The 24,275-nt window shown below is 69.5% G+C and carries 22 protein-coding genes and 1 pseudogene; 16 read left to right on the top strand and 7 right to left on the bottom strand.

Going from position 1 to position 24,275, the window contains the following annotated elements; all coding sequences use genetic code 11:
- Positions 1-340: 340 nt before the first annotated feature.
- Positions 341-769, top strand: coding sequence for a DoxX family protein (locus ACZ4Z1_RS35255; protein ID WP_468490775.1), 429 nt, complete (start codon positions 341-343; stop codon positions 767-769).
- Between the two features lie 665 nt (positions 770-1,434).
- On the opposite strand, the gene ACZ4Z1_RS35250 is transcribed toward ACZ4Z1_RS35255, so the two are convergent.
- The gene (locus ACZ4Z1_RS35250) at positions 1,435-2,577 is read right to left on the bottom strand and encodes an NAD(P)/FAD-dependent oxidoreductase (protein ID WP_468490745.1); all 1,143 of its coding nucleotides are present in this window, start codon (positions 2,575-2,577) and stop codon (positions 1,435-1,437) included.
- A 67-nt stretch (positions 2,578-2,644) separates the two neighbouring features.
- On the bottom strand, positions 2,645-3,016 hold the full coding sequence (locus tag ACZ4Z1_RS35245; RefSeq protein ID WP_468490744.1) for a DoxX family protein: 372 nt from the start codon (positions 3,014-3,016) through the stop codon (positions 2,645-2,647).
- Positions 3,017-3,022: 6 nt separating this feature from the next.
- Here ACZ4Z1_RS35245 and ACZ4Z1_RS35240 point away from each other — a divergent pair, with 6 nt between their 5' ends.
- Positions 3,023-3,772: a helix-turn-helix domain-containing protein gene (locus ACZ4Z1_RS35240; protein ID WP_468490743.1), complete on the top strand. Its 750-nt coding sequence runs from the start codon at positions 3,023-3,025 to the stop codon at positions 3,770-3,772.
- On the opposite strand, the gene ACZ4Z1_RS35235 is transcribed toward ACZ4Z1_RS35240, so the two are convergent.
- A complete protein-coding gene (locus ACZ4Z1_RS35235) occupies positions 3,749-4,027 on the bottom strand; it encodes a hypothetical protein (RefSeq protein WP_468490742.1) in 279 nt (92 codons plus the stop codon). The two genes, ACZ4Z1_RS35240 and ACZ4Z1_RS35235, sit on opposite strands and share 24 nt — an antisense overlap.
- Before the next feature lie 405 nt (positions 4,028-4,432).
- Between ACZ4Z1_RS35235 and ACZ4Z1_RS35230 the strand changes: the two genes are divergently transcribed.
- Positions 4,433-4,744 carry a helix-turn-helix transcriptional regulator gene (locus ACZ4Z1_RS35230; RefSeq protein WP_468490774.1) on the top strand — a complete coding sequence of 104 codons (312 nt, stop codon included), beginning with the start codon at positions 4,433-4,435 and terminating at the stop codon, positions 4,742-4,744.
- Between the two features lie 401 nt (positions 4,745-5,145).
- Here ACZ4Z1_RS35230 and ACZ4Z1_RS35225 read toward each other — a convergent pair whose 3' ends face one another.
- The gene (locus tag ACZ4Z1_RS35225) at positions 5,146-6,051 is read right to left on the bottom strand and encodes a LysR family transcriptional regulator (RefSeq protein ID WP_468490773.1); all 906 of its coding nucleotides are present in this window, start codon (positions 6,049-6,051) and stop codon (positions 5,146-5,148) included.
- Positions 6,052-6,196: 145 nt separating this feature from the next.
- Between ACZ4Z1_RS35225 and ACZ4Z1_RS35220 the strand changes: the two genes are divergently transcribed.
- The 8 genes and pseudogenes from ACZ4Z1_RS35220 to ACZ4Z1_RS35185 all read left to right on the top strand — a co-directional run.
- Positions 6,197-6,964, top strand: a complete 768-nt coding sequence (locus tag ACZ4Z1_RS35220) for an alpha/beta fold hydrolase (RefSeq protein ID WP_468490741.1) — start codon at positions 6,197-6,199, stop codon at positions 6,962-6,964.
- A 369-nt stretch (positions 6,965-7,333) separates the two neighbouring features.
- Complete coding sequence (locus ACZ4Z1_RS35215) at positions 7,334-9,412, top strand: pectinesterase family protein (protein WP_468490740.1); 2,079 nt, start codon at positions 7,334-7,336, stop codon at positions 9,410-9,412.
- A 474-nt stretch (positions 9,413-9,886) separates the two neighbouring features.
- Positions 9,887-10,336, top strand: a complete 450-nt coding sequence (locus tag ACZ4Z1_RS35210; protein ID WP_468490772.1) for a helix-turn-helix transcriptional regulator — start codon at positions 9,887-9,889, stop codon at positions 10,334-10,336.
- 152 nt (positions 10,337-10,488) lie between these two features.
- On the top strand, positions 10,489-10,995 hold the full coding sequence (locus ACZ4Z1_RS35205) for a hypothetical protein (protein WP_468490739.1): 507 nt from the start codon (positions 10,489-10,491) through the stop codon (positions 10,993-10,995).
- Positions 10,996-11,282: 287 nt separating this feature from the next.
- Positions 11,283-11,750: an NUDIX hydrolase gene (locus ACZ4Z1_RS35200; RefSeq protein ID WP_468490738.1), complete on the top strand. Its 468-nt coding sequence runs from the start codon at positions 11,283-11,285 to the stop codon at positions 11,748-11,750.
- A gap of 228 nt (positions 11,751-11,978) precedes the next feature.
- The gene (locus tag ACZ4Z1_RS35195) at positions 11,979-12,218 is read left to right on the top strand and encodes a hypothetical protein (protein ID WP_468490737.1); all 240 of its coding nucleotides are present in this window, start codon (positions 11,979-11,981) and stop codon (positions 12,216-12,218) included.
- Positions 12,219-13,202: 984 nt separating this feature from the next.
- On the top strand, positions 13,203-13,658 hold the full coding sequence (locus ACZ4Z1_RS35190) for a reverse transcriptase N-terminal domain-containing protein (protein ID WP_468490736.1): 456 nt from the start codon (positions 13,203-13,205) through the stop codon (positions 13,656-13,658).
- Positions 13,552-15,099: pseudogene (locus ACZ4Z1_RS35185) on the top strand (reverse transcriptase/maturase family protein); the annotation flags it as partial. The gene ACZ4Z1_RS35190 and the pseudogene ACZ4Z1_RS35185, both read left to right, overlap by 107 nt.
- 208 nt (positions 15,100-15,307) lie before the next feature.
- Here ACZ4Z1_RS35185 and ACZ4Z1_RS35180 read toward each other — a convergent pair.
- Positions 15,308-16,720: an MmgE/PrpD family protein gene (locus ACZ4Z1_RS35180; protein WP_468490735.1), complete on the bottom strand. Its 1,413-nt coding sequence runs from the start codon at positions 16,718-16,720 to the stop codon at positions 15,308-15,310.
- A gap of 116 nt (positions 16,721-16,836) precedes the next feature.
- Between ACZ4Z1_RS35180 and ACZ4Z1_RS35175 the strand changes: the two genes are divergently transcribed.
- The 3 genes from ACZ4Z1_RS35175 (at position 16,837) to ACZ4Z1_RS35165 (ending at position 19,958) form a co-directional block, all read left to right on the top strand.
- Entirely contained in the window at positions 16,837-17,739 is a 903-nt protein-coding gene (locus tag ACZ4Z1_RS35175) for a LysR family transcriptional regulator (protein ID WP_468490734.1), read from the top strand.
- 171 nt (positions 17,740-17,910) lie between these two features.
- Positions 17,911-18,819: an isocitrate lyase/PEP mutase family protein gene (locus tag ACZ4Z1_RS35170; RefSeq protein ID WP_468490733.1), complete on the top strand. Its 909-nt coding sequence runs from the start codon at positions 17,911-17,913 to the stop codon at positions 18,817-18,819.
- The gene (locus ACZ4Z1_RS35165; RefSeq protein ID WP_468490732.1) at positions 18,819-19,958 is read left to right on the top strand and encodes a PrpF domain-containing protein; all 1,140 of its coding nucleotides are present in this window, start codon (positions 18,819-18,821) and stop codon (positions 19,956-19,958) included. The genes ACZ4Z1_RS35170 and ACZ4Z1_RS35165 overlap by 1 nt, the downstream gene beginning before the upstream one ends.
- 321 nt (positions 19,959-20,279) lie before the next feature.
- On the opposite strand, the gene ACZ4Z1_RS35160 is transcribed toward ACZ4Z1_RS35165, so the two are convergent.
- Together ACZ4Z1_RS35160 and ACZ4Z1_RS35155 are read right to left on the bottom strand one after the other, a co-directional pair.
- Positions 20,280-21,038 carry a TnsA-like heteromeric transposase endonuclease subunit gene (locus tag ACZ4Z1_RS35160; RefSeq protein ID WP_468490731.1) on the bottom strand — a complete coding sequence of 253 codons (759 nt, stop codon included), beginning with the start codon at positions 21,036-21,038 and terminating at the stop codon, positions 20,280-20,282.
- Positions 21,039-21,187: 149 nt separating this feature from the next.
- On the bottom strand, positions 21,188-22,618 hold the full coding sequence (locus ACZ4Z1_RS35155; protein ID WP_468490730.1) for a DNA-binding protein: 1,431 nt from the start codon (positions 22,616-22,618) through the stop codon (positions 21,188-21,190).
- A gap of 194 nt (positions 22,619-22,812) precedes the next feature.
- Here ACZ4Z1_RS35155 and ACZ4Z1_RS35150 point away from each other — a divergent pair, with 194 nt between their 5' ends.
- Both ACZ4Z1_RS35150 and ACZ4Z1_RS35145 read left to right on the top strand, forming a co-directional pair.
- Positions 22,813-23,070, top strand: coding sequence for a hypothetical protein (locus ACZ4Z1_RS35150; protein ID WP_468490729.1), 258 nt, complete (start codon positions 22,813-22,815; stop codon positions 23,068-23,070).
- A complete protein-coding gene (locus ACZ4Z1_RS35145) occupies positions 23,054-23,917 on the top strand; it encodes an IS5 family transposase (RefSeq protein WP_468490771.1) in 864 nt (287 codons plus the stop codon). The genes ACZ4Z1_RS35150 and ACZ4Z1_RS35145 overlap by 17 nt, the downstream gene beginning before the upstream one ends.
- Positions 23,918-24,275 lie beyond the last annotated feature (358 nt).

Genomic DNA, 24,275 nt, shown 5'->3' with positions numbered 1-24,275 from the left:
GACTCGGTAAACCAGGTGGGAGGCCAAGCTCCTCGCGCTCGAGGCTCCGGACGGGCTGCCGGGAGCGAACAGTTGCGCTGCCACCGCGCCCAGGAGCGATCCGGCCGGAGAGGTGGCGTAATGAACCAGGCCCCCCCCGGGCACCATCCGAGCTGGACGCCTGGTGGCGCGGCCCGGTGGTACTCCCGGCGTCGTACGGTGCGAGACGCCCGCTGGACGACGCGCGGGCCGGGGCGTTCGGCGACTGTGGGAGATGGCGGGGTGGCCCCGCCGTCGCCGCTTTCAGGAGGCCGCCGTGTTCAACAGACCTGCCGCGCTGTCCAGCATGCCGCTCGCCCAGGTGACCCAGCGCCTCGATTCGGCCCGTCCGTACGCCCTCTCCGTCTTCCGTGCTGTCATCGGCCTGCTCTTCGCCTGCCATGGCGCCGCATCCCTCTTCGGGGTGCTCGGCGGCGCCGCGGGCACCGGCGGGACGGTCGCAGCCGGCACCTGGCCGGGCTGGTACGCAGCCGTGATCCAGCTTGTCGGGGGAGCCCTCGTGATGGCCGGGGCCGGCACACGTACCGCCGCGCTCATCTGCTCGGGCTCCATGGCCTACGCGTACTTCCAGGCGCACCAGCCGGCCGGACTGTGGCCGCTGGAGAACGGGGGAGAATCGGCGGTGGTCTTCTGCTGGGCCTTCCTGATCCTCGTCTTCACCGGCCCTGGTCCGCTGTCCCTCAGCCACTTCCTGCGCAAGGCACCAGCCCAGCGACTTGTAGCGGGCTGACGCTGTTCTGATCCCGCGTCGCCGCAGGCTGCGGTTCATCTCGTCTGACCGCGGGCCTGTGGTGCCGGGGGAGAAGGGGAAGCGGTGCCCTGGGGGCACCCTTCCGGCCGTGCCGTCGGGCGTCTCGACGGTGACCTGGCCGCCCTGGCACGAGCCGCAGGTGGGCACCGCCTCCTCCTCGCGGTGTCGCCGGCGTTCGCGTTCCGCCAGGAGCTGGCGGGTCAGGTTGGTCATGCGGCCGTAGTGGCCGTCCGCACGGAGCAGATGCGCGTACTGCGGTCCACCCACCCCATGGGTGGCCTCCTGACGGTGGTGCGGGCGGTACGTGCTGGAGTGCCCCCCCCGGCTTGGCCGCCGGTCTACGGCGCGCGGGCCTTCGACCTGGATACCCTCTGGGAGGTCCTGGAGGTCCTGGAGGTCCTGGAGTCTTGGTGGTCCTGCGGCGCGCACGAGACGGCGAGGAGGATGCCGCTGAGGTCGGAGAACCGGTTGAAGGTTTCGGTCAGTGCGTCTCGCCTTCTCCGGCCGCCGCCGCGTTCCTCACCGACTGTCGGCGGACGACTTCGGCTCCCCGGCCGCGTACAGGTGAACGTCCCCAGGCGCTGGTACGCATGCGTGAGCGGACCTCGTGTGGTCACACGATCGTCTGCGGTAGGCGGGCTGGCTCAGGAACCCGATTCGGCCCTGCCCGGCTCGCCGCGTGGCCCGGAACGTACCGTGCTTCGCACGACAGTCTCCTTGAAGGCGGCCGCGGCGCGTCCTGTCAGGACAAACCTGCGCGGGCGGTCGTCGGCGTGGGTGAACTGGACGACACCGTCACGCCGGCCGAGGCTGATGTTGGTGAAGGCGTACCCGATCCGAACGGGCCCTGGTTCCCGGCCTGTCAGCCGAGCCGCGACGACATCGGCCACACCCCGGCCCATGGGCAGGGCCGACTGGCAGGACATCCGGCTCGGTGCCCCGCCCACCGACACCCCGGCAGCCGCGTCACCGACGGCGTACACCTCAGGGTGCGAGACCGAGCGCAGGGTGGTGTCGACAAGCATCCGGCCGCTCTCGTCCGTGGCGAGGCCTGCCGCGCGGGCCAGCTCCGGCGCACGGAACCCGGTGGTCCACACAACGGCGTCAGCGTCGAACGACGTACCGTCGCGGGTGTCCAAGCCGTCCTCCCGCACCGTCGCGACGACAGTCCTCGGATGAACCGAGACGCCCAGTCGTTCCAGAGCGCGCCGCAGGTGGTTGCGGGCGCGCGGCGCGAGCCCGCACCCAACGCCATCGGTACGGGTGAACAGCCGGACGCGCAGCTCGGGATAGCTCTCGGCCAGCTCCGAGGCGGTTTCCAGGCCGGTCAGCCCGCCGCCGACCACCGCCACCGTGCCTCCGGACGCAATCTCGGCAACTCTGTACCGCAGCCGCGTCGCCTGCTCAAGGTCGGCGACAGTGTAGGCGTGCTCGACCACCCCGGGGACCTCGTCGAGCCGCGCCCGGCTGCCCAGCGCGTACACCAGGGTGTCGTATCCGATGGCTCCGGGCGCGCCGTCCATGCACACGGTCCGGCCGGCGGTGTCGATCGCGGTCACGCGTCCGACGACCAGCTGGACCGGTGTACCGCTGAGCTGTTGCCGCAACGACGGCCCTGCCCATCGTTGCCCGGCGGCGACCTGATGGAGCCGGACCCGTTCCACGAACTGGTCCGAGGCATTGACCAGCGTGACGGTGACATCGCTGCGGCGCAGCTTGCGGGCGAGGCGCTTGGCCGCCGGCAGACCGGCGTAACCGGCGCCCACGACGACGAGGCGATGGTTCATGGCATGACTTCCTCTGGGAGTACGGGCGGCTTCGGTGCCACCTCGGACGATCGACCGTACATCGGCATCAGGCCGCTGATCCGGCCACGGCGACCGCCCAGACGATGTACAGGACGTTCACCACCAGCCGAGCCACCGCGCCGGCCGGCCGATCCAGCAGCCGGGGCCGGTCAGGGCGCGCGCGTCGCAGCGCGTCCACGTGGGACACCAGGTAGCAGGTGAACAGGACGGCGGCGGCCCAGCCTCCGCCCGACCGGGTGCACGGAACGAGCACCAGCGCACCCGACACGACCTCCGCCACCCCGGTGACGGCCACGAGGAGCCGCTCCCGGCGCAGCCATGCGGGCACCAGCGTGCGGAAATAGCCGGGAACCACAAAGTGCATGACCCCCGTGCCGACCAGGAACACCGCCAAGGCGACGGCAGCGATAGCGTGCATGGCACGATGATCCACTCACCTCGTGCCTGGGCACTTGAACAAAACGATCGCCGCATCGTCTTCGCCTCCGGCACCGAAGCGACGATGTTCGCCGAATCCCGCCCGTCCGATGTCGCCCTGCACCGGCTGCCCGCGTGGAAGGCCGTACTGCCGATCGGCGGCCACGCCGAACTCCTCCAGCCGGGACGGCCCATGGTGGCGGCGCCCGGGCTGATCGTTCCACCCCAGCTGGCCCACAGCTGTGCGGCGACCTCTCCCTACATCGCCCTGTTCATCGACTCCTGGCTGCTGCCCTCCTGCCCGGAGCCGATACGGCTCGATGCCGGCGAGGTCCGTCGCCTGGTCGCCGCGCTCGGCACCACCGATTCCCACGGCCCCGACGCCGGTGTGGACCTCGCCGCCGGATACGCCGAGTTGCGGGCACGCGCCGGGCACCCGACCCCGCTCGATCCGAGAGTCGCCCACGCCATCCGCCTGTGCACGTTGCGCGATCCGGACCTGCCCATCACCTCCCTCGCCAACGCGGTCGGCCTGTCGGCCCCACGTCTGCGCGCCCTGGTCCGGCAGGACGTGGGCATCGCGCTTGCCCGCTTGCGCCGGTGGAGCCGGCTCCGCACCGCGATCGCCGGCCTGCCGGATTCGACTGCCGCCCTGGCCGCAGCCACCGCAGGTTTCGCCGACCAGGCCCACCTCACCCGTACTGCGCGGGACTTCATCGGGCGTACGCCTGCCTCACTGCGACGCGCTGAAGCGTAGGGCACGCCCTTGCCGGCCCGACGCGCCAGGCAGCGCGGCAGACTCGTCATCGCGGCCGGTGAACGGAACAACGGCGAAACGGGCGTCGAGCATCCTGTCGAGCTGCTGTGCCAGCCAGACGGACTGGGATTCCGCGGCCGGACACCAGTCCTCCAGAACGTACAGCGGTGCACCGCCACCGAAGACATCAATGTCCGCTCCGACGACGCCGTAGGTGAATCCGCCAACGGTGGTGACTTCCTGCCGGGAGTCCACGTCGCGGAGTGCCGCGATCGGCCTGCGGCCCCCGGCGGGCGTCCGGCGGGTTGGCTTGAAGGGCGGCTTCCACCGGCCCGGGTGCCGTGCTGAGCTGGGCCCGGCGCTGATCGGGAGGCATCGGTGGGACGCAGGCAAAGGCCGGTGGATCCGCAGGCAGGACCGGTTGAACGGTTCGCATCCGAACTGCGCACGCTGCGCCAAGAAGCCGGCAGCCCGACCTACCGGGAGATGGCTCGGCAGACCGGGTATTCGCCCACGACACTGTCCCAGGCGACAGCCGGGCAGCGGCTGGCGTCCTGGCCGGTGATGCTGCCGTCCTGGCCGGTGATGCTGCCGTCCTGGCCGGTGATGCTGCCGTCCTGGCCGGTGACGCTGGCGTACGTGTGGGCCTGCGGCGGGGACATCCTGCACTTGCAACGGCGCTGCGGGTCAATACAACCAGTGCGGCTGAGGGCCGAGCGGCGCTGGACGTACGACGAACTCGCTGCCCGGAGCGGCCTGGCCCGGCGCACCCTCATCGAGATCGAGCAAGGCCGCACCCTCGGCACCCTCAAGACCTGGCACGCCCTCGCCCACGCCCTGGGCGCCCCGCTTGACCGACTCTTCGCCGCCCTGTGCGACGGCCACACCCCCCACCGACACCTCAGGCTGACCGGCTGGCGGCGTCGCGCACCCCCGCTGGCTGAACATCCTCCTGCGGACAGCCCCGCCTGAGGCGGAGCCGGTAGGACGAGATGCCCGGAGCGCCGGGCGGACCGCACTGCCCGCTCACCCGGCACACAGTGGTTGAAGATGCGACGGCCCAATACAAAACCCGGACATTTGCACACCCGCGCCGCGCCCGTCGTACACGCCTCCGCGCGCACCCGATGATCCCGCGCCCCCGGCGCGCCGCTGGCTTGCAAAGTTGGCGGGCCAAAACCTTCTGGGAGTGAGGGTTCGTACAGACGTACCCAGATGTCAACCAAGACGAAGGCCGCCTGGAACGCTCCGGGCGGCCTTCGCGCTGCATCGGGTCGGTCACGGCGAAACGGCAGGGCCGCTTCACCTCCCGGAGGCCGCAGGAGTTGGTGCGGCTCATCTACAGGTCGGGTCCCTTTGACCACGCCGTTCGCCTACGGACGTCCCGGTTGGCCAGCCCGCTCCAGTTCGTGGCAGGCGTCCAGTAGCGCGGTCAGCCGGTGGGACGGAGGATCCGGGCGTACGGCCAGGCAGGTCCGGACGGCAGGGGCGGGACCGGCGAAGGGCCGGAAGGCGACACGGGGAGCCGGCTGGATCTGCGCCTGGGACGCGTAGTAGACCGTCCAGCTCGGCCTGCCGGAGGCGATGGCGGCCAAAGTGTCCTGGTCGGTGGTGAAAGCAGGGCCCATGACAGGTTCGAATCCAGCTGTCCTGCAGGCGCCGACGACGGTGTCGACCAGGTATGGGTTGGCTCCTCGGGATGCGATACGGAGGGGGAGGCTGGCCAGCTCGGTCAGGGTGACTTCCCGCTGTGCTGCCAGTGGGTGCCGCGCGGGCAGCGCGGCGACCAGGACATCGGGCCACAGGGGGAGCAGCTCCAACTCCGGGCTGTGATCGATGCCCCGGGTGAGAGCGGCGTCCAGTTCTCCGGCGCGCACCTGCTGGAGTCGAGTCTCCAGAGGCACGCTGACCAGCTCGACCATGAGCTGGTCAGCCCGCTCGGCCAGTACGCCCAGCAAGGCGTCCAGGCGGGCGCCGAGCCCGACGCTGGTGCCGAGCCGCAAGGTCGATTCCTGTTCGGTGCGCAGGGAGCCCATCGCCTCGGTCGCCGCGTACTCAGCCTGCAGGATGGCGCGTGCGTGTGGCAGGAAGGACCGGCCCGCCGCGGTCAGTGACACGGTACGGGTGGTGCGGTCGAACAGGTCCAGCCCGAGCTCGCGCTCCAGCCGCCGGACCTGCTGGCTGACGGCCGGCTGCACGATGTGCAGCCGCTCTGCGGCGCGCCCGAAGTGCAGCTCCTCGGCCACGCTCACGAAGTAACGCACCTGGCGCAGTTCCACGAGCATCTCGCATTCATCACGATCTGTGATCAGTCTAGGAGCTGATCGCCCCTTGGTCGTCACCGGCCCCTTCGCTGCAATTGCCTACGTCGGCGCAGCTCAGTACGGGCGGTTCCGGCCGGCCCGTGGGAGGAAGGACGAGAAGATGACCTACGCGACGGTCAACGGCATCCGGCTCTACTACGAGGAGCACGGCGCCGGCCGGCCCCTGGTGTTCCTGCACGGCTGGGGCACCAGTGGTCGGGTGTGGGACAGCCAGGCAGCCGACCTGATGACCGACCACCGCGTGATCACCGTCGACTGGCGGGGCTGCGGCCGCTCCGACCGGCCCGCCACCGGCTACACCATCGCCGAGATCACTCACGACATCCTGGACTTCATCGATGCCCTGGCACTGGACAAACCGGTGCTGATCGGATCGTCGATCGCGGGGGCGTTCGCCATCGAGGCCGCCCTGGCCGCTCCGGACACCATTGGTGCCGTCATCCCCGTCGATGCCGGCATGCACCACTTCTCGGGGAAGAGGAAGGCGATGGATCAGCTGCTGGCGGACCTGCGCGCAGACCGGGCGGGCACGCTCGCCGACTTCATCCCGCAGTGGTATCGCCCCGGCGCCGGCGCCGCGATGACTGACTGGACGGTCCGCCAAGTCCTGGAAGCGACCTTCCTCATCGACCAACTCGTCGCCGACCAGGCCGCCTACGACCCGCGCGGCCGCCTGGGCCAGGTGCGTGTGCCCACCACGTTCCTGCACGGCGAACGGGACACCGAGGTCCCGCTCGCCATCCCTCGGGAGTGCGTGGGCCTGATCCCCGACGCCCGGCTGACCGTCATCGAAGGCGCCGGCCACATGCCCCAGCAGGACCAAGCCGAGCGCTTCACCCAGGCTCTTCGCGAAGCCCTGCGCCAGTGAGCCCGCCCACCCGGCACACCGGCCTCGACCGCCTCCGCCTCGTCGAGGCACTCACTCAGCGCCGCCGTCGCCACCGCCACCGCGGGCTTCCGCCCCGACCGGGTCCGCTCTTTGACGGCCCACGCCGGATGGGGCAACCCCGACCCGCAGGTGGTGTCCCAGTTCGGACGGGGCCCGCACGGGGTGTGCACGCCTGGCGGGAGGCGCGCCGGGCAGCCGGGGAGTGGCCGGTGACTGCCTGTGCCCTGGCGCAGCGGCTGGAGGCAAGTATTTCGGCGGGACGGCAACCATTCTCGACTCCGCGGCAACTGTTGGGCAGCCCTGTTCCTCACGGGTGCCCCTACGTACGCACGGATTGGGACAACACGCATGACTGAGCTGCACGGCCACGGCAAGGCGCGGCACCGCAGAAAGAAGACGGCCCTGCTGGCAGGGGTCCCGCTGGCGCTGGCCGCCGCGGGGGCCATGGCCTACGGCACGGCGTTCGGGGTGTTCGGAGAGGCCGTGCAGCCGAAGGCCGCGGCGGCCGTCGCGCCGGCCTGGGCCAACGACACCGCCGACGGTTTCGCGTCGGTCCACGCGCTCGGGCAGAAGGGGACGTACGGCGGCAAGGGTGGGAAGACGGTCACCGTGCGGACCCTCGCAGATCTGGAGAAGTACGCGGCCGCCCGGGAGCCGTACGTCATCGTGGTGGCCGCGGCGATCTCGATGAATCCCAAGGGCAAGGAGATCAAGGTCGCCTCCGACAAGACGATCGTCGGTGCCGGCACCTCGGGGCAGATCGCGGGCGGCGGCTTCTTCCTCGGCCAGGGCGTACACAATGTGATCATCCGGAACCTCACGATCCGGGACTCCTACCACGGCATTTGGAACGACAAGGAGCACGACTGGGACGCCATTCAGATGGACGGCGCGCACCACGTCTGGATCGATCACAACGACCTGCGGCACATGGCCGACGGGCTGATCGACAGCCGCAAGGACACCACCTACGTGACAGTGTCCTGGAACAAACTCAGCGACAACAACAAGACGTTCGGCATCGGCTGGACCAAGAACACAACCGCGGACCACACGGTTCACCACAACTGGTTCCGTGAGACGGAGCAGCGCAACCCCTCGACCGACAACGTCGCGCACGCGCACCTCTACAACAACTTCCTGCAGGACGACCCGGGCACCGGCATCAGGTCCTCCTACGGCAACTACGCGCGCGGCAGGACGAAGATGGTCCTGGAGAACAGCTACTTCGAGGGCGTGAACAACCCCGTCACCAAGGACAGCACCGCCGCCCTCGTCCAGCGCGGCAACATCTTCTCCCGCACCAGCGGCCGCAACGAGAGCGGCGGCACGGCGTTCGACCCGAAGGCGTACTACAGCTACCGCCTCGACAAGGCGGCCGACCTCCCCGCGCTCCTCAAGGCCGGGGCCGGGCCGCGGGAGACGATCGGCACGACGGCGAGCGCCAGGGCCGCGACCGCCGCCGCGCACAGCATCCTGACCGTGTCCAAGGACGGCAGTGGCCGGTACAAGAGCGTGCAGAAGGCCGTCGACGCCGTCCCGGCGGGCAATACCTCGCGCGTCGTGATCCGGCTCGCGCCCGGCACGTACCGGGAGACGGTCAAGGTCCCGGCGAACAAGCCGCACGTCACGTTCGAAGGCACCGGCCGCAGCCGCAAGGACACCGTCATCGTCGAAGGCCACGCCTCGGGGATGACCAAGCCGGACGGCTCGGGCACCTACGGCACCGGCGGCAGCGCGACCGTCGCCGTGGAGGCCGACGACTTCCAGGCCCGCAACCTCACCATCTCCAACGACTTCGACGAGGCGAAGCACCAGCGGCTGAACGGCCAGCAGGCGGTGGCGCTGCGCACCGCCGCCGACCGTATCCGTCTGGACGCCCTCATCATCAGCGGCGACCAGGACACCCTGCTTCTCGACACGGCCGCCAAGGAGAAGACGGGCCGGGTGTACCTGACCAACTCCTATGTCATCGGCAACACGGACTTCGTCTTCGGCCGCGCCACCGCGGTCATCGACAAGTCCGTCCTCGTTCTGAAGAAACGCTGGAACGGCACCTCGGCCGGATACGTCACCGCGCCCAGCACCCCGGCCGGCCGCAAGGGCTTCCTCATCACCCGCACCACCATCGACGGCGACGTGTCGGCCCGCAGCTTCCACCTCGGCCGCCCCTGGCACGCCGGCGGTGACGCGAGCCTCGACCCGCAGACCACCATCCGCGACAGCATTCTCGGCGCGGCCGTCGAGGCCGCCCCCTGGGCCGACATGGGCGGCTTCTCCTGGAAGAAAGACCGTTTCGCCGAGTACCACAACGATGGTCCGGGCGCCGGCGCCGCCAGCGGTGACCGCCCGCACCTGACGGACGCCCAGGCCGCCGCCCAGGAGACCGCGCACTGGCTCGGCGGCTGGAAGCCCACCGCCGCCTGACCCCCGGCCCGAGGGGCGGGTCTGAGCCGGGACGCCCACTGGGCGCCTGAGCGGCCTGCTCCCGGAAGACCTCACCCACCCCGCCCGTGGCTACAACGGACAACGGTCGCCGCCCGGCCTGCGCCACGTCCTCGAAGGGAGAGACGGTCTTGCCGCTGCGGGGCTGACCCGCGACGAACACCATCACGGGGCGCTCCTGCCCGACAGCGCCTTGGGACCACACCGGAAGGATGCGGGTGGCCAAGACCTGCTGATGCCGGCCTTCGGGTAACACGACCGGCACCACATCCTGGTCCTCCACCGGTCCTCCCCGAGCCCCCTACCGTTGACGATCACCGCTGCTGTACGCCACCTGTACGGCATAAGTACGCCCGAAGTACGCCCAAAGTCTGTTCGAAGGGAGTGCGGGGGAGGAGGTGATGGTGTGTCCGAGCTGTTCGATGCGGTTGACTCCCTGGCACGGGCCAGTCCTCTCTGCCTCCGCCGGCCGGACGCGAACGGCTGCGCAAAGCCCACGGCCTGAGCCAGGACCAGGCGGCCACCGCCCTGAACGTCCGCCGTGCCACGGTCGGCAACTGGGAAAAGGGACAGACCGAATTGCGGCCGCCGCAGCGCGAGGCATACGCCCGACTGCTGGACCAGCTCGCGCTCCTCCATCCCGCAGCGAACGCGCCCGCCTACTTCACCCCCCAGCGGATGATCGAGGCCCTGGTCTCCGTTCTTGACCCGGACGAAGGGGGTACGGCAATGGGTCCGGCCTGCGGTACTGGGGAATTCCTCACTGCCGCAGCTCGAGAGCAAGTCCGCGAGAGGGGCAGACATCGCGTCAGAGCAGCGCTCCACGAACCTGCTCTGTACGAGACCATCGTGGACTGGATCGTGGAGCAGCTCAGCCTGTCGGCACCACGTTCCGAAAACTCCTAGGCGTGCGGTCCGGCTGGTCTGGCGAAGTCGCCCTCCTGCCCAGGGGATTCCGCCACGCGGTGGATCTTCACGGCGGCGCCTCCGCCGTATGGGGGAAGCGGATCAGGAGCCAGCATGATCCCTGCGCGCCGGGGGCCCGGAACAGTGGTTCCATGGCAATCAGCGAAACGAGTTCGACGAGGATGGCCGCGGGGACCGAGCGGCCGGTGCCGCTCTGGGCGGAGCGCATGGCCCGCCTGATACCTCTCATCGGTCTGCCGGTGTGTCTGTGGCGATTGCCCATCGGGTTCGACTTCATGATGGGCATCGACGCTCCTCCCATGACATGGGACCGGTGGGCCAACGTGTCCTACGTCTGCGCGCTCAGCCTGCTGTCCGAGATGTTCGCGCTGCTGTGCCGCGGTCTGGTCCGCCCGTGGGGCGAGGTCGTACCGGGCTGGGTACCGATGCTCCGCGGCAGGCGCATACCGCCTTTCGCGGTGATCGTGCCCGGAACGCTCGGGGGGATGCTCTTCACCGCGCTGCTGGTCGATTGGGTGCTCTGCACATTCCATATCGCGGGCTTCTCGGACGGCCCGTTCACCACCGTGTGGTGGCAGGTACTGGCTTCCACGGTCAGCGGCCTGATTGCCCTGTGGGGTCCGTGGTGCTTGCCCTGACGTACGCCTACTACCGGCGCCGTTGTCGGCCAAGCTGAACTGCGCGCTCAGGGAAAGGTGTGCCGAGCACCCGGACCAGCGGCCGCTGCCGCCTCACCACCGTCGATAGCCGGCGCCTGACCCCACCGGTGCGGCGCCGACGGCATCCTGCGCGCCGTCCATTGCACCCGTACTCCCGAAGCCGCGGCGCAGATCGCCCCTCCCAAACCGACCAGGAGCGCTTCCTGCTGGTCAGTCCCGAACTCGCCGACGTCGCGTCGGGGTAGGGTCTGGTGGGAGGTGTGGGGATGAGTTTCCGTCTGGCGGCGTACGCCGTGTGCATCGAGGACGGGCGTGTGCTGCTCACCCGTCACGTGCCCCCGGTGGGCAGGTCCAACTGGACGCTTCCGGGCGGAAGGGTGGAGCACGCGGAGGATCCGTTCGACGCGGTGATCCGGGAGGTCGCTGAGGAGACCGGCTGTGAAGCGGTGGTCGAACGTCTGCTGGGTGTGGATTCAAGGGTGATCCCCGCGGTCGAAGCCCGTGCCGGCACCGAGCACCAGAACGTCGGCATCTTCTACCGGGTTCGGATCACCGGCGGTCGGCTCCGACCCGAGCCGAATGGTGAGACCGCTGAGTCGATCTGGACTCCGATCCCTGACATCGCACGCCTGCGCCGATCATCGCTGGTCGACGTCGGCCTTGCGCTGGCGCAGAGCGCTCCGGCAACCGGCCACGTCGCTTCCGTCCCGGTCGGCGGCCTGATCCAGCACTGATTCCGGCCGACGCGAGCATTCGTACCCGCTCAGGGCTCGGGGACGAATTCGCCACGTGCCGGTGTCCGACGACTCTGATCGCTGTGGTGGCGCCGTCGTACTTCTACCGTGGCGGGGCGGAGGTGGAGCGCCGTGGTGTCTTTGCCGGAAGAGCCGCAGGCACGGGAGGCCGCGGCTCGGCAGCGAGTGGAGGACCTCCAAGCTGAAGCTGCGGAGTTGACTTTCCGGTTGGAGCAGGCACGAGAGGATCTGCCGAGGCTGGAGATCACTCGGGAGACCGTCGCGCAGGTGCTGGCGGAGCTGTCGGCCGCGGAGGCCGAACCGGACGTCCCGGCAGGAGCTGTGCCGGAACCGAACGAGGTGTCGGCGCCTCATGGCAGCTGGGTGACGATGGTGCAGCCGTGGCGAGAGGGTCTGGTCGTGGCGGTGTTGCCGGATGTGTACCGGGACAACGTGGGTGCGCCGTGAGGCGCAGTGGTTCGAGTGGAGGTGAAAGACCTTCGCCGCTGATCCCGTCGTAGCAGGACGGTGGAGCTGAGGGCAGCCTGAACCGGGTGGTGCCAGGGAGGCTGCGAGGAAGGTCTGCGGCGTACTCGCAGCGAAGCCGCAGGGGCATAGTCGGGCTCCTACTTCGACGAGCGAACCACTCTGAACACGGGAACCGTCCCAAGTCTTGCCCTCAATGCCCGCAGTCGGCGGGCAAGTTGGGGCTGGGTGCACCGACCACCGATCGGCTTGGGACGGGGCGGAGCCGCCGTAGTACTCCGAGCCGGGGGTGCGACACGAAAGTCGCACGAGTTGAGTGAGCTTCACCGAAGGAGGTCGGCTGATGCCGAAGGTGTAGTTACGGATCAGTGTTCGAGGTTCTGTCCCCGGCCTGACGTGCGTCGCTGGTAACGGCGGGGTGCGAAGCTCAGGTTTCCAGGCCCAAGGGCTCCCGTTCCATCCGGGAGTTACAGGCTACGGGGAAGGCCGACAGGGTGAACAACGTGAACCCCTGGTGATGCCTCGTGATCGGAAGCCCCGCAGATGGGTCGTTGCAGCGGGGTCAAGGGCTGGCCGTTGAGAAGCGGCAGGCGCCGACCGGAGGACCTTAAGCCGGTCGGGAGAACACCGCCGTCCTCGGGGTATAGGGGGCACCCGACCCGGCCGTACCTCACTCGTGCGGAACGTGACAACCCCGTTGGAGTCCGAAGACGCTGGCGTCTTCGGCAAGCTGACCGCAAGGAAGGCTCGATTCTCCAGCGGGCGCAGGATGGCCTCAGAAGCCAATGCCGGCGGCCGAAAGGCAGCGGGAAAACGAGACACCATGACCGGCTCTCCGCCGGTCGTCTCGCAAAACCGGCCGGATACGGGCTGATGCCCGGACCCGAAAGGGTGCTGACGGAGGCCAGGTGAGCCTGTGGAGAGACGAAGAGAACGACACCGGAACCGAAGGGCAAGTTGGACGCCATGTCGAACACGCAGGTGAAAGCCGACGCGGACGTGATGGCGAACGGACTGGAGGACGACGTTCCCGACTGGCACGATATCGACTGGTGTGCCGTCGAGGACGAAGTACGGCGTCTGAGGCAGAGAATCTTCACGGCATCGCGGGAAGACGATCTCAAACGAGTTCGCAACTTGCAGAAACTGATGCTCCGTTCCCGCGCCAACACGCTGTTGAGCGTGCGGCGTGTGACGGAGATCAACGCTGGGCGCAAGACCGCCGGAGTGGACGGGCGAACGGCGCTGCTGCCCCAGTCGAAGACCAGACTGGTCGACTGGGCGCAATACCGCTCGAAAAACCTGGACGCCTCTGCCGGTCAAGCGCGTGCATATTCCCAAAGCAGGCGGAAAGAAGCGCCCACTGGGGGTCCCTCCATGGTCGGACAAGCTGGTCGCCGAGGTGGTCCGCCTGCTCCTTGAGGCGTACTACGACGTCCAGTTCTCCGACCATTCCCACGGTTTCCGTCCCCAGCGGGGCTGCCACACCGTGCTCAGCGAGGTCGTGGACGTCTGGAAGGGGACGCACTGGTTCATCGAAGGAGACATCTCCGACTGCTTCGGCAGCCTCGATCACGGCGTGATGCTGTCGATCCTGGCGGAGAAGATCCACGATGGCCGGTTCCTGCGGCTGATCAGCCACATGCTCAAGGCCGGATATCTGGAGGACTGGCAGTGGCACGCCACGCTCAGCGGTGCACCGCAGGGCGGGGTGGCCTCGCCGATCCTCTCGAATATCTACCTCGACCGGCTGGATCAGTTCATCGAAGAGTCTCTGCTGCCTGAGTACAACCGGGGCCTGCGTCGGCAGTCTTACCGGCCGTACCGGGTCGTTGAGTACGCGATCCAACGGGCCAAACGGCACGGCGACCGGGAGGCGGTGCGGGCGCTTCGGCTCCGGCGCCGCAGCCTGCCGAGCCATGACCCGAATGATCCGCACTACCGACGACTGCGCTACGTCCGTTACGCCGACGACTGGCTCCTGGGGTTCGCCGGCCCCAAGCACGAAGCCGAGGAGATCAAGGCAAAGATCGGGAGGTTTCTGCGCGATGAGCTCAAGCTGGAACTCTCCCAGTCCAAGACCGTGATCACCCACGCCACCAGCCAGGCGGCGCACTTCCTCGGCTACGGGATACGGGTCCAGCACTCCGACCCAAAGATCACCCGGAACCGTCGGGCGGTCAACGGAGCGATCGGCCTGTTCGCGCCCAAGCAGGTGATCAGGCAGAAGTGCGCGCTCTACATGCGTAAAGGGCAACCGGCTCAACGTGGTCCGCTGCTTCACGATGAGGACTTCACGATCGTCGCGAAGTACCAGGCCGAGTACCGGGGCCTCGTCCAGTACTACCTTCTCGCCCAGGACGGGTTCCGTCTGGGCAAGCTCCAGTGGGTGATGGAGACGTCGCTGTTGAAGACGCTGGCCGGGAAGCATCGGTCGACGGTCATGAAGATGGCTCGGAAGTACAAGAACACCACCGAGACACCCGACGGACCACGCCACTGCATCCAGGTCCCCGTCCCACGCGACGGGGACAGGAAGCCGCTGGTCGCCCGCTTCGGCGGGATACCGCTCAAACGACAGCGCACGGTCGTCCTCACCGACGCCCAGCCGGTGATGGCCAGCACGAAGCGAAACGAGCTGATCCACAGGCTCCTCGCCCAGTGCTGCGAGATCTGCGAAGCCCGGACGAACCTTGAGGTCCACCACGTCCGCAAGCTCGCCGATCTCAACCGGCCCGGACGCCGGGACAAGCCCGACTGGATGCACCTCATGGCCATGCGGCGACGCAAGACACGTGTGATCTGCCGTAGTTGCCACGAAAACATTCATGCCGGGCTAGCTACCGCACCACCACGGGAATGATCACTAGAGAGCGGAATGCCGGGAAAACTGGCACGTTCCGTTCGGGAAGAGGCCGATGGAAAAGGACCCGCGCCACGGGCACCTCGCCAGCGGCCTACTTCACTCTGCGGGAGCCCGGAGGTGAGATTCCCCCGGGCGACCCGACCACTCACCGGACACGAGCAGGGTCAATGAGCTGCCCAGGCGGCACTGTCTGTACCTTGACCACTCACACCCCGCCGGTCACTACCGGCCCGCCGCACGCCTCGGCGAAGCCGGAGGCGGGGCGGCTGTCGCCCAGCGCCAGTACCGCACGTCGCACGCGATCGGCCGTTTCGCGGTCGGCGACACGTCCGATCGTGCCGCGGAACTTCCGTACGATCTCTTCGTCGGTGAGCGGTCGCTGTTCGTGGCCGCGGTTGTACTGCTCACGGTGGCGCACCACTCGCCCGTCGGTGAGTGCGATCTCCACGAAACCGGAATAGGCCGACGGGAAAGCGCTGTCGGGATCGTCGTCAACTTGTACCTTGCGGGCCAGTTCCCGGATCCGGGTGTCGGAGCGGGCGTCGGCTTCGAGTTCGTCGAGGGTCAACCGGCCGCGGACCAAGGACGCGGCGACGGCGAATGGGAGGCTGAATTTGGCGTCGTACTCGTCGCGCGGCGCCTGTTTGGCTCCGGCAGGCTCACACACCACCTTGCGCGGGACCGGGTGGATCGCGCAGCGGATCCCAGCTATGTCCTCGGCCCGCAGGGCGTGCTCGTTGCGGAGGATGAGCGCGGCGTCGGCGAAGGCGTGGAGGAAATGGCAGACGGGGAAGGGTTTTACGGCGGTGCGCAGCAGTTCCCAGCTCTCGCCCAGGTCCTCGGACACGGCGGCCGGGCGTGCGTCCCGGCTCGGCACGTGCGTGGCGTAGAGGCCGAAGCGGCCTTCGTAAACGCCGGGAGGACCGCTCCAGCCGGCCCTGGCGAAGCTCGCGGCGGTCAGTCCGCTCGCGGCGGCCCAGCCGGGATGGAAGCGCTTGGTCCACGACCCGTCCTCCAGGAACTCCATCAGGCCCGCCGCCTGTGACCCGACGATGCCCTGCGCGGTGGCCAGGCCGCCGGCGTCCAGACCCATGATCTTTCCGGCGGCGACGGCGGCTCCGAACCCTCCGGCCACGGCCGTCGGATGAAAGCCCACGTCGTGCAGGCCACCGGCGGCTCCCATGCCGACCCGGGCCATGACCTCGACGCCGAGGACGTAGCCGAGCAGCAGGTCGCGCGTCGAGGCGTTCGAGGCGACCGCGGCGGACAACGCGGCGGGCAGGACCACAGAGGTGACATGAGCGACGGCGGGCAGGTGCGTGTCGTCGAAATCCAGGCCGTGGATCAGGATGCCGTTGAGCACGGCGGCGTCGCGCGCGGTGAGCCGGTCCGCCATGCCGAACACGACGTGGTCCCCGGCCCCGAATGCCGCCAAGGCGTCGCGGGCCACGCCGGCGAAGGGGAACGCGGTGGAGGCGAAGGCGATCCCGACGGCGTCGAGCACGAGGTGGCGGGCGCGCTGGAGCACCTTGTCGGGGACGTCACCGATTTCGGTCCGTGCGACGAACTCGCCCACCAGCTCGGCCAGATACCGCTGGTTCCGGCTTTCGAGGGTCATGTCGAAGGCTCCTCTGCTCGCTGTGCCGACATCTCATTCGAGGATCGGTGCCCGAGGCTGCCGCGGTGAAATGACCATAGGGGAGCCGGCTCATGCGCGCGGCGTATGGTCGCTGGATGGAGTTACGCGAGCTGAGCTGGTTCATCACCCTCGCCGAAAGTGAGCATGTCACCGCGGCGGCGCAGAAGCTGAACATCTCGCAGCCGACGCTGTCCCGCGCGCTGGCGCGGCTGGAGCGGCGGCTCGGCGTGCGGCTCTTCGACCGGCGGCAGAACCGCTTGCGCCTCAACCGCTACGGTGAGGTGTTCCACGCGCACGCCGTACGAGCGGTCGGCGAGGTCGCGTCGGCCGAACAGCGCATCCGGGCCCTCCTCGACCCGGACGCAGGCACCATCGCCCTGGGATTTCTCCACTCGCTGGGCGGCTGGCTCGTCCCCGAGCTGCTGCGGAAGTACCGCACGATCGCGCCGTCGGCCGCCTTCCAGCTACGGGGGAACGCCGCCGACATCGTCGTGGACGAGGTCCGTCACCGACGCCTCGACGTCGGGTTCACCAGCCCCCGGCCGGCCGGGGAGGACATCCGCTGGGTTCCGCTGCTGGAGGAACGGCTCATCCTCTTGGTCCCGGAGAACCACCCGCTGGCCGCCCGGGCAGCGGTCACAGCCGGGGAACTCGCGGCCGAGCGCTTCGTCACGTTCCCCCGGGCGTTCGGGGTGCGGCAGATCCTCGACCAAGTCTGCACCGAGGCGGCGTTCACGCCCCAGCTTGCCGTGGAGGGCACAGAGCTCAGCACCCTGCGGGCCCTGGTCGCGGCCGAGGCCGGTATCGCGATCGTTCCGGCGTCCCGATCAGAAACCGCGCTCCACCCCGGCACCGTGGAAGTCCCGTTGCACGAGACCGGCGCGCAGCGGGAGGTCGGGATCGTCACCGCCACCGACGGGCCGGCCACCCCCGCCGCCCGCCGCTTCTGTGCGTTCGTTACGAGAACCCTCCGTACCCCTCATGCGCCTGACGCATAGACCGGCCCAACGTCCGTCATTTCCCTTGCCGGCTACCGCGCCCGCAGGCTGGTGGGGCCCGTCGGACACGCTTCCCGCACCGTACGGCAGGACGTGCTTCCCACGCCGTACGGCAGCCGGCTGCGCCTCGTCGGGGCTCAATGGGACGTTCGTAACGAAAGGAGTGAGGAGTTGACCACCCATCCCGCCCGCCTGCTGCGTGAGCTGATCAACGGCGACGAGTTGGTCATCGCTCCAGGCGTCTATGACGGCTTGACCGCCACGCTGGTGGAGCGCGCCGGGTTTCCCGCCGCATACGTGAGTGGAGCGTCAGCTTCCGTCAGCGTGCTCGGCCGACCCGATCTGGCACTGATGTCCGCCGGCGAGGTCGCCGCACACGTCGTCCGCCTGCGAGGCGCCACCTCGCTGCCACTGATCGTCGATATCGACACCGGCTACGGCAACGAGCTCAACGTCCGCCACGCGGTGGAGACCCACGTCCGGCTCGGTGCCGCCGCCGTCCACATCGAGGACCAGGTCTTCCCCAAGCGCTGCGGACACCTCAACGGCAAGACCGTCGTCGACAAGGAAGAGGCCGTACGGAAGGTCCGCGCCGCCGTCGCCGCCCGGGGGAGCCACGATCTCGTGATCATCGCCCGTACCGACGCCCTGACCCCGCTCGGCCTGGACGAAGCGATCGACCGCGGTCGCCGGTTCGCCGACGCCGGTGCGGACATGGTCTTCGTCGAGGCTCCCGAGAACCGCCACCAGCTCGACCGGATCGCCCGCAGCATCGACGTCCCGCTGGTGATCAACGTGATCGCCAACTCCCGGACCCCACTGCTCACGGCATCCGACTACGCCGGCCTGGGCTATCGGCTGGGCATCTACCCCTTCGTGAACATCGCCGCTGCGAGTGCGGCCGTCGACTCGGCACTGACCCGGCTGCGCGAGACCGGTCTGCCGCCCCGGGACGCGGCCGGCCCGGCCGAGCTGTTCGGCACCGTCGGTCTGGACGACTGGCTCCAGTGGCCCGACCGGCTCGTCACCGCAGAACCACCGTCTCCTGCCCGGCCGGCGACGGGAAAGGAGGACTCCTGATGGGCGGACAGGCATCGGTTCCCCTCGTCCTCATGCGGGGCGGCACCAGCAAAGGCCTCTACCTCCACGAACGCGACCTCCCCCCAGCCGGCCAGGCACGTGACGCGCTGCTGCGCCGGCTCATGGGCTCTCCCGACGTCCTCCAGATCGACGGACTGGGCGGCTCCCGCCCGATCACGTCCAAAGTGGCCATCGTCGCGCCGTCCACCCGCGAGGACGCCGATGTCGACTACACCTTCGCCCAGGTCGACATCGAAAGCGGCCGCGTCAGCTACAACGGCAACTGCGGCAACATCTCCTCCGGCGTGGGCCCGTTCGCGATCGACGAGCGCCTCGTCCCCGCACACGAGGGCGTGACCGAGGTCCGCATCCACAACACCAACACCGGCAAGGTCCTCGTCGCGCGGGTGCCGGTCTCCGGCGGCCTCGCCGAGGTGACGGGCGACCTGGCCATCCCGGGCGTGCCAGGGACCGGAGCCGAGATCGTCATGGACTGGTCGGCCACGATCGGCGCCATGACCGGGCGCCTGCTCCCCACCGGCGCCCCCGTCGACAAGCTCACGCTGGAGGACGGCCGTGTCATCGACGTCTCGATCGTCGACGCGGGCAACCCGGTCGTCTGGCTGCGAGCCGAGGACTTCGCACTGACCGGAGACGAACGCACCGAAATCAACGACGACCGCGATCTCCTCGCGCTCGTACGCGAGGCGCGCGGAAAGGCCTGCGTCCTGATGGGCCTGTGCTCCGATTGGCGTCGCGGCGACACGGACGTCCCCGCGGTGCCCTTCGTCGGCCTCGTCGCGCCGCCGTTCTCGTACAGTACCTTGAACGGACAGCGAGCCGAGGCCGGGCACATGGACCTGCGGCTCCACCTGATGTTCATGAACCGTCTGCACGAAAGCATCGCCGTCACCGCCTCGATCAGCCTCGCCGCCGCGTCCCGCGTCCGCGGCACCACCGTCCACGACGCAGCGAAGTCCCGTCGGCCCGGTGCGGTGCTGGTCGGCCACCCCTCCGGGATCACCGACGTCTCGGTCACCGTCGATGACGACACCAGCGGCCCGGAGGTGACCTTCCGGTCGCTCGGGATCAGCCGGACCGCGCGCCGGCTGATGGCGGGTCGCGCCTTCTACCCGTAAAACGCTCTGGCCCTATGTCGTGTCGACGGCGGCCGAAAGCGACGCTTGGAGGGGGTTTTGTTGGTGTGCGGAGGGGGCCTGGTGCCGACTCGCGGCTCAGCGTCCGTCGGCCTCTCATCTCTGTGTTCTGGCGGCAGGGCTCTGGCGTGTGCCTTTGTCGGGCCGTGCGGCGCAGCGAGTGCGAGACGCCGGGGACTTGAACTGCAAAACTGCAGGACGTTTTGGTGCGAGTCGGCACCAGGGCGACCACCTGCCACTTCACGCCGCGGAAGCGGACATGCGCCCCGACCTTGACCGCCGGCCGGGCATTGCGCCGCGCGCTCACCCGGCACTCCCCGTCTTGCCTGGGCCGCTCCAGCCATGGACAGCGACCAGGACGCGTTCGTGCAGCGGCACATCCATCGCCGCCACCAGCAGTCCCGCCCACAGGGCGTGGAACGCGACGGGCAGCACCTCAACCGGATCGCCGACCGCTGCCACCCCCTCAACGAGCGGCCGCGGCCGCTCGAATACGTCCACCACCGCCTCCAGCAGCCCCGTTCTTCCCCGATGCCGCGGGTGTCGGTAGCCGGCCAGCCATTTCAGATTCGCTGCCGGCACCTCGTCCAGCGGCGCCAGGCGCCGGTAGCTCCAGCCGATCTCCTCACACGCCGTGCCCACCGCTTCGGCGGCGATCAGGGCGCGTTCGCCGCCGGCATCGGGGCGGCTGGGACAGTCGGCCAGCAGGCCAGTGCCGTCGCGGTAGCGGGCGAAGAGCTGCGGCACCCAGGAACGGACCTGCCCGCGCCGGTCACACCACAGCAGCCGCACCGGCCGCCCCGCCAGACCCGTCACGTCCCGATCACGGTCCAGCACCATCAGCTGAGTGCGCATCGCGTTCGACCCCGCGGCCACGTGCCGCCCAGTCGTTGCCGACCACCACAGGCCCGGCCCCCAGCGCCGCCCCGGCACCACCGGGAACGCCGACACCGACGGCAGGTCCTCGAACGCCACCGTCATGGCGGCATCCACCCACCGCTGCTGCACCGCCTGTCCCACCGGGTCGAGGAACACCGCCTCGAACCCGCCGTCCTGGTCCACGCCCGCCCTGCCCGGCCCCGGGCTGCTCCTGTGCTGGTCACCCGCGCCAGCCAAGCCGCTCCCGCCCGCCCGGACAGCCGTTTTCAGTGTTCCTGGCACGAACGAGTGCCGTATCAGCCAACAGCCGACCTCTCCCTGGCGCACCGTGCTCAGCCGCCCGCCTCCCGCCCGTCCGCGGTCAGCACCTTCCTGAGCACCTCGACGGGTATGCCCACCCACCGGGCCACCTCCTGAAGGGGCACGCCGCCGTTCACCGCCGCCAGAGCGGTCCGCTTCCAGGCGTTCTCGATCAGGCCGGCTCTGTGGCCGAGGCCGCGCAGCAGCCGCCGGGCGACATCGGCGGTCGGCCCGCTGTGCACCCCACGCAGCTGCAGCAACTGCTCCTGGACGCTGTCGAGCGTGCTGGTGATCGGCATCCGCTGCTCGGCGGGCACCGCAGCCCGCCACATCGTCCCCGAACCGGATGCCTTCTGCTCCTTGCCCAGCACCCGCAGTTGCCCGGCCATGGCCGCCGCCCGGTGCTCCTGCCGCAGCCACCACGGGTCGTTGTCGTACCCGGGCGGCCCGCCGGCGCCGCGGCGCCGGCGGATGACGCCGCCCATCCACGGAAGAAGCGGCCCGCCGTGGTCCGCTGCGGCCAGCGGCCCCAGCCATGGCCGGCCCAGCCGTTCGCCCAGTACCCGGCAGAACGCCCCGTCGGCGGGCAGCGCCCGCGGTCGTCCGGCGCCGCTGTCGGTCCACACCAGCTCGGCCATAGCCGGGTCCAGCAGTGCGTCGGCCACCGCCACTACGTCAGGGAAGACGACCGCGTCCCGCCCCACGATCCGCCACCGCTCCAGATCACCGCCGGCATCCCCGCCCGCGACCTGATGCAGGCGCCGCGGCCAGATCGTCTCCCGCTCCCAGCCGTAAGCCTGCTCCCACCACCGGGCCACCACCGCCTGCGCCAGCGCGAACACCCGCTCCGGCTCGGCCTTGGCCCGCACGGCCCGCCGCGTCACCCCCGTCCATCGCCGCTGCGCCGCGGCCACTTCCGGCAGGTGCCGCACGTTCAGGTACTCGTGGGGCTGGTCGGCGTCCGCGTCCAGGAGCCACCGGCCGTGCCGGGCGCACACCCGGTCCCACTGCGGGGCATACCGCACCACCCGCACGACCGCCCCCGTACGCCGGGCGGCGTATGAACGGCAGCCGAATGCCACCGGCCCGGCTACCGCATCACCGATCCGCCACGCCGCCGCCGGCGTACCGTCCTCTTTGGCGGGCAGCCTGGCGTCCTCCTGTCTCCAGGACGGCAGCGCCCGCGCCAGCACGTCTCCCCTGACGCCACACAGGCCTGCCAGGAGCTGCCGCCCGGCTGCGTTCAGCAGCACCTCGGCGTCGGCCCGGCAGGTCCCGCTCTCGTGCTTGGGCTGGTGGTTGCGCCAGTGCCAGCAGGACCGCAACGTCTTCGCTTCCAGCCCATAGCGGATTGCGATGCGGCAGATCAGCGACGAGGTCGTTTCTCCCTGCAGGGGAGCGGTCCGTAGTAGGCCGAGGTAATGGGGCACTCCACCCTGCTCGTTGACAACCCGCTGCTCCACGCCGGACAGCCAAGTATCTGCCGCCTATGGGGGAGAGACACATCGGTCAACCGTCACCCGAATGGCTGATGTGCTCGCCATCCGGAACTATGCGACGGACTGCTTGTCTGATCTTCAGCCCAATTGGCGGCATGCGCTTCTAACATGGCCTCAGGGGGGGACAGGGGAGCGAGTCTTGGGGAGGGACCGCGCGGATGAAGGTTCTCAGGCCGACGCAGCCGACGAGCGAGCAGCTCACGGTGATCAACAACCACAAGCCGGGGGTGTTCGTCGTACGCGGTGCCGCCGGCAGCGGCAAGACCACCACCGCCCTGTACCGGCTGAAGTTCACTGTCGGCTTCTGGCAGCGTCGCCGTCGTGACGGCTTCATCGACGGGCCGGTCCGCGTCCTAGGGTTCGTCTTCAAAGATCACCCGGGTGGTGGATCATGGTGTCGTGGTACGTCGTCATGAACTCACGGGCCAGGAATGGCAGTTGCTCGCTCCGCTGATACCCCGAGCCGCGACGGGGCGGCCCCGCGTGGGGGACCGGCAGGTCATCAACGGGATGGTCTACAAGATCCGCACCGGGGTCTCGTGGCGTGACTTGCCGGAACGCTACGGGCCGTGGAAGACCGTGTACATCCGCTTCCGCCGCTACGCCCTCGACGGAGTCTTCACACGGGCCCTGCAGCAGATCCAAGCCCAGGCCGACGCGGCCGGAGACATCGACTGGCCGGTGCAGATCGACTCCACCATCGTCCGCGCTTACCAGCACGCCGCCGCCACCGGCCGAAAAAGGGGGCGTCATCGCCAGGACGAACCGGACGATCACGCCCTGGGCCGATCCCGGGGCGGACTGACCACCAAAGTCCACCTGGCCTGCGACGGCAAGGACCGCCCGCTCGCGATCCGGGTGGCGCCCGGTCAGTGCCACGACAGTGTCTGCGCCCGCCCTCTGCTGGAACGTATCCGTGTTCCCCGCACCGGCCCGGGCCGACCGCGCTGCAGGCCCGACCAGGTCATCGCAGACAAGGCCTACAGCTCCCGCGGCTTCCGGGCCTACCTGCGAAAACGCGGTATTGCGCACACCATCCCCGAGAAGACCGACCAGCGACGGCACCGGCTCAGGCGTGGTCGCCACGGCGGCCGACCGCCAGGATTCGACCGGGAGACCTACCGGCGACGCAACCTGATCGAGCGCTGCTTCAACCGGCTCAAGGGCTTCCGCGGGATCGCCACGAGATACGAAAAGACCGCCACTTCCTACGAAGCGGCGGTCACCCTCGCATCGTTCCTGCTCTGGGCAAGATCCCTTTGAAGACGGACCCTAATAGTCGTCCCGTTCGGAGGGGGCACCGAGCTGCTCGATGAGGCCGCAGGTGCACGCGCCACCCTCATACACCGTCTTATCGCACTCGTGGCGCTGCTGATTCTGCCCTTGGTCCTCATCCACCAGGCTCCGCCCGCCGCGGCCGTCTCCGCGGCGCTCATGGCACGGCTGCCGCCAGCCGCGAACTTCACGTGGGCTACCTGCGGATTCGCCCGGCCTGAGCCGCCCGCGGGCACCTGCGGCCCGCATCGAGGGGGGGGGGGGGGGGGGGGGGGGAGGGGGGGGGGGGGGGGGGGGGGGGGGGTGGTGGGGGGGGGGGGGGGGGGTGGGGGGGGGGGGGGGAAGA

The organism is Streptomyces sp. NPDC030165 (assembly GCF_055573595.1).
Note: the sequence above shows the minus strand (reverse complement) of the source record. Positions and strands in the feature narration are given on the sequence as shown.